The following is a 5,285-nucleotide window of genomic DNA, read 5'->3' on the forward strand; positions in this document are numbered from 1 at the left end:
GTCAGCGTGTTGCCTTCCCGCTCAAACGGCAAAACTCAGGTTCTTGGAGGTGTCCACCTTGAATCACGACGTATCGCCCTTGAGAATCCCTAGAGTCCACACATCCTAGACCGCCAGCCGGTCGACAAGGGCGGCGGCGGCCGGATCGATCGCCGCGTCGGCGAGGGCGAGATTGGCCGCGCGGCTCGCCGGCGAGAACATCGATACCAGCGCCACGCCCTCGGGATTGAGGGCGAAGGCTCGCGCCAGGAGCAGCCGGGCAAGGGCCACCCGCGGCTCGTCCGATCCGCCGGCGGCCAGGATCTCGGCCCGGGTGACCGAATCCCGGGCGATCCGGCGCTCCAGCGTGGCCAGCGTGCCTTCCACGCCGAAGAGGGAATGGACGATCACCCCGACCCCCGCGGCGCGGGCGGCGGGCAGCGGGTCGGCCGGCGCGCCCGGAGCGGGCAAGGCGATCTGGACCGCCGAGAAGGGCGCCCCCTGCCCGATCGCGACCCGCGCCGTCTCGGGTCCGCTCGCCACCGCCACCGCCCGGGCCTTGCCGGCGGCCAGGATCTCCTCGAGCGCGCGCCGGATCTCCTCGCGGCCGACGTCGGCCGGCCCGGCGTTATGCAGGGCGTAAAGGTCCACATGGTCCGTTCCAAGGCGACGCAGGCTCTCCTCGAGCGAACGGGTGAGCAGTTCCGGCGTCAGCGGCAGCGCGCGATTGGTCTGGGCGCCGGAGCGGCGGACCGCGCCGCGCAGGCCGGGCGCCAGCGCGATCGCCCGCCGCGCCAGCGGGACGAGGGAGGCGGCGAAAAAGCCGCCGGCGCGCGGCGGCGCCAGCCCGACCTTGGTGCAGAGCCGCAGACGATCGCGGCGGCCCCGGATGAAGTCCGCCGCGATCGTCTCGGCCGCGCCGCGGCCGTAGGCCGGGGCGAGGTCGAGCCAGTCCACCCCCTGCTCGAAGGCGGCCGCCAGGGCGCGCAGCCCCTCGGCCGCATCGATCCGCGAGCCGAGCGAGGCGCAGCCGAAGCCGAGACAGGAGCTTTCGAGGCCGGTCCCGGCCAGCGTTACCCGTCGCATGTGTCTACCCCCCCGCCGCCAGATGCGCGGCGAGCCGCAGGCCGAGCTGTACCGCCGTCAGGGTCGGATTGGCCTGGCCCGAACTCGGCAGCACGGCGGTCGAGACCACATGCAGGTTCGGCACGTCGAAGCTGCGGCAATCGCCATCGACCACCCCGCGCGTCCGGTCGGCGCCCATGCGGATGGTGCCGATCTGGTGGTTGCCGTGCTTGGCCTCGGCGAGCACCGCCGCCGCGCGTTCCCCGGCCGGAGCGTGATAGTCGAGCGCCCCCAGCCCGTTGCGGGTGAGCCAGCCCTCGAGCGCTGTATGCGCCCGCAGCACCGAGGCCGCGTCCGCTTCGGAGAAGCGCAGGTCGATCGCGAGCCGAGCCAGGCCGAGGCGGTCGGGGATCCCGGTCAGGACCATCCGGCTCTCCGCTTCCGGCAACTGTTCGGAATGGTATTCGAGCCCGTAGCGCCGGGCCGGGTTCGGCAGGAAGAAGCCCGGCAGGCGCATCCTGGCCACCCGATTGTGCCAGAGGAACCAGGGGGCGAAGCCCATGGTGCGCGGCGCATCGAGCAGGATGTTGCGCAGATGCGCCCCCCGGGCGTAGGGCGGCTCGCCCACGTGCTTCAGCCGGATCGGCTCGGCGATCAGCCGCCGCGCCAGCGGACCGATCGAGAGCGCGAGGAACACCGCGGAGAGCGGGCCGGAGCGATGGTCGGGATTGGCGATCGCCGGCACCACGGGCCAGAAGGCGACATTGGCGAGGCCGGCCTCGGCTTGGGTCGCCTCGCTCGGCACCAGGCGGCGCCGCGCGTAGGAGCCATTGGCATCCACGTGGAAGTTCAGCCCGTCATGCAGCGGCCGGCTCTCGAAGGTGATGTCGGCGATCTGGCCGTTGACATGGCCCATGTAGAAGCGGCCGAGCGGCCCCTCGGGTCCGCCGAAACGCTCGGGTGTTCGGCGCGCCTCGGCGAGCAGCAGCCGCGTGCTCTCGTTGCCGCCGGCGGCGAGCACCACCCGGGACAGGGCCAGTTCCTCCCGCCCGATCCCTTCCAGATGCAGGTCGATGGCGGTGATCCGGCCGTCCGCGTCATAGGCGAAGCCGAGCGCGGTGGCGCCGAGCGCCACCAGAAGCCCGGCGGAGCCTTCCAGATCCGCCCGGCGGAAGACCTGTGTGCGTGGCGTGTTGCTCCAGCGCTCCAGCGTTTCAAAGCCGAAGGCGGGGTCCGCCGTCACCCCGGCCAAGGGCTCGGTGAAGACCGGGGCGCCCGCGTCCATCGCGGCGCAGGCCGGGCCGAGCCAGGGCTCCAGCGCCTCGGGGCCGATCGGCCAGGCCGGCAGATCGAGCCAGGGCCGGGCGCGGAAATCCACGGGATCAAAGGGCAGGCAGCGCCCGCCCCAGAGGTTGGAGGCGCCGCCGAGCCGGCGCGCCACGGTGATCCGGGGCGCGTGATGATTGTCGGGGCGGAGATTTTCGGCCTCCGACAGCGCCTGGGACTCGGGTCGCGGCGCGCGGCCCCCACTCTCCAGCAGGAGAACGCGAAAGCCCCGGTCCGCGAGCGCCAGCGCAGTGGTGATCCCGACCGGCCCGCCGCCGATTACCGCGACATCGGCGGCGAAGGCGCGCAGCCGGTCGAAGGAAGGAGACTCGTCAATCACATCGCGGTCCTCGAACCGGCGCGGCGCGCGCCATGGGCGGCTTCGCCCCACTCCATCGTCTGAATCGCGCCACCTTCGGTGGCCGGAACAGCTACCGGCATCGGGGCGCGCGCCGCCAGTGGATTTTCACTCTCGAAGCGCGGCGGCGTCCGGGCCGGCCGCGTCCGGTGGCCGGCGGGTGACGAACTGGACGACCGAACAGGCCAGATCCTCCTCGGACATGCCGCGCCAGGAGTCATGCACCGGTAGATGCGACAGGTCGCTGCCCGAGAGGCGCTTGGTCTCCAGGACCTCGAAACCGGTCGCCTCGAACAACGCCAGCCATTCGGGTATCTGCATCAGGTTGATATACTGAACGTCGTTCTGATACTTCTTGTTGTATTCATCCTTCGAGAACCGAAGGTATTCCTTGATATGGGCGCTCTTGGCATAGATCTTCAGGTGGTCCTGCAACGAAACCAGGTGGATCGCCCAGCCACCGGGACGCAGCACATCATGGATCCGCTGGATGATCGTCCCGGTATCCTCGGCGCGAAGATGCTCGAACACCGCGTTGCTGACCACGAGATCGAACCGGCCATCGGCCACGTTGTTCAATGTCCCCGATGGATCGATGAGATACTTGAAGCCGAGCAGTTCGTATGCCGCGTCGAGGCTCTCGCATTTGATCAGCCGGGCCATCAGGTCGGAATTGATCGCACCTTCGAAGCCGACCCGCGCGCGGATCTCGGGATCGGCGAGTTGCGAGCAGTAGTTGATGAACTTGTTGAAGCTACGATTATCCCAGACATCGTAGAGAAGCACATTGCAATCGATCTTATTGCGAAGAACGATCGAATCCCAGTGAACCCACCCGGTTCCTATCTCCATTACATTCATGCCTGGACGAGCGATATCGTAAGCATCAATCACTTCGGTAAGCTGTTTCGCCGTAACTACGTATTTACGCTTGATCGTTTCCTTGCTTCCGGCAATGGCATTCTTTACGTTTCCAATGGATCTGTAAATCTTCTTTGTGGATTTATTTGTCGAAAAAATTCTGAGTGCTTGCGCCGTCAATAAGTATTTCATCATGAACTCCGTCAACCATTAAGACGGCGGCATGATAACTCCTTTAAAAAGGCACGCAAGCCCCGTGGGCCAAGCGGCCCGCGGACGGAAAAGGGGCCATCCGGATCCGCTCCGGATGGCCCCTCGACAGATCGGCGCGCGGGGTTCCGGTGGAACGCCGCCGGAGAGCCTCCTCAGAACAGGGCGCTGTCGAAGCTCGACTGGTATTGCTGGCCGATCCCGTCGAGCACGATATGGTGCGTGCCATCGTTCTGCGTGATGCTGAGCGTCAGGTCATCCCCGGTGACCTTCGCCGCGATCTTGGACGAGGCGGCCACGATTTCCTGGATGTCCGTCAGGGAGTCGATCTTGACGTAGGTCCCTTCCAGATTGTGCCAGACCAGATTGCCCCCCTCGACATCCTTGATGGTGCCCTTGTCGTAATTGATCAGCACGATCGTGTCGTCGTCGGAGAAATCGAGACCCGACACGACCTTGGTCACGCCGCCGGCGATCTTGGCCGCGTCGAAGCGAAACTCGTCCGCCTTTCCGTTTCCGAGGTTCAGGTCAGGAGCACTGACCCCGGGGGCCGGCGCGGCGACGCTCGGCGCGGCGACGCTCGGGGCCGCGGCGCTGGCGGCGCTCCCGTTCGCACCGGTCGTGGAGCCGGTATTCTTGACCGGGGAGCCACTCATGCCGTCGGTCCAGTGCCAGTTCGTTCCGCCCGTCTCCTTGTTGCCGGACAGGAACCATGTCGAATTTCCGACATCCGGTATCGACGGCGAGGTGTTGTTGGTGATCTTCACATTGGTCGAATCGGGGGTAACGTTGATGACCGGATATCCCTTGCCATCTTTGATCAGGGTATTGTTCCTGATCTCCAACCCATCGGTCGTGGCCACGCTGATCCCGTGCGTCTGGGACGACTTGAAGTAGTTGTCGACAATCTTGATGTTCTGATGCTTCGATCCCCACTCGTTGGTAATAAGTATTCCGTGGGTATCGCCATCCTTCGAGTAGAACTTATTGCCGCTTATGGTAATATTCTTGGATGGAGCCTGATCGTATCCGCGGTGAGTCCAGAACTGAATGAAATCTTTGTGCGTATATCCCGGCCTTGAGCCGCTCTCTTGATAGTAATTATTCGAGATGACGCCGTTATTGATTTCGGCGAAATCCATCGCATCAATGTACATTCTCGTAAACGTATTGCCTGACATCGTTACGCCGCTGCTCTCATAGATGAAAGAGCCGGTGCTCAGGTCCGTAAAATCCGAATTGAGAATCTTTACGCCCGCTGAACTCTTGACGGTCAGACCGGTTCCGGCTTTCCCGGGCCCATCGAACTTTACATTGTCGATGGTGAAATTGGAGACCTTCTGCGCGGACAATTTGGAGAATACCGCCTGATTGCCATCGCTGGCCGACTTGATCGTCACGCCGCTCTTGCCGGAGGCGAGCGTCACGGAACCATAGTTTCCGCCGGCGAGGGAGAGCACGTCGCCCGCCTTCGCGCTCTTGAACG

The 5,285-nt window shown here is 65.3% G+C and carries 4 protein-coding genes; all 4 read right to left on the reverse strand.

Features of this window, described 5'->3' with window-relative positions; genetic code table 11:
• Nucleotides 1-105: 105 nt before the first annotated feature.
• On the reverse strand, nucleotides 106-1,065 hold the full coding sequence (locus Q0480_RS07075) for an aldo/keto reductase (protein ID WP_299131699.1): 960 nt from the start codon (nucleotides 1,063-1,065) through the stop codon (nucleotides 106-108).
• Nucleotides 1,066-1,069: 4 nt separating this feature from the next.
• The gene (locus Q0480_RS07080; protein ID WP_299131700.1) at nucleotides 1,070-2,710 is read right to left on the reverse strand and encodes an FAD-dependent oxidoreductase; all 1,641 of its coding nucleotides are present in this window, start codon (nucleotides 2,708-2,710) and stop codon (nucleotides 1,070-1,072) included.
• A 126-nt stretch (nucleotides 2,711-2,836) separates the two neighbouring features.
• Nucleotides 2,837-3,784 carry a methyltransferase domain-containing protein gene (locus Q0480_RS07085; protein ID WP_366940828.1) on the reverse strand — a complete coding sequence of 316 codons (948 nt, stop codon included), beginning with the start codon at nucleotides 3,782-3,784 and terminating at the stop codon, nucleotides 2,837-2,839.
• A 170-nt stretch (nucleotides 3,785-3,954) separates the two neighbouring features.
• Nucleotides 3,955-5,285 (reverse strand): right-handed parallel beta-helix repeat-containing protein (locus Q0480_RS07090; RefSeq protein ID WP_299131702.1); only part of this gene is annotated, 1,331 nt, incomplete at its 5' end.

This window comes from uncultured Amaricoccus sp. (genome assembly GCF_937891315.1).
Taxonomy (GTDB): Bacteria; Pseudomonadota; Alphaproteobacteria; order Rhodobacterales; family Rhodobacteraceae; genus Amaricoccus.

Excerpts from the sequence above, each read along its gene's own strand:
- Q0480_RS07075 (WP_299131699.1), bottom strand. The coding sequence starts at position 1,065 with ATGCGACGGGTAACGCTGGCCGGGACCGGCCTCGAAAGCTCCTGTCTC.
- Q0480_RS07085 (WP_366940828.1), bottom strand. The coding sequence starts at position 3,784 with ATGATGAAATACTTATTGACGGCGCAAGCACTCAGAATTTTTTCGACA.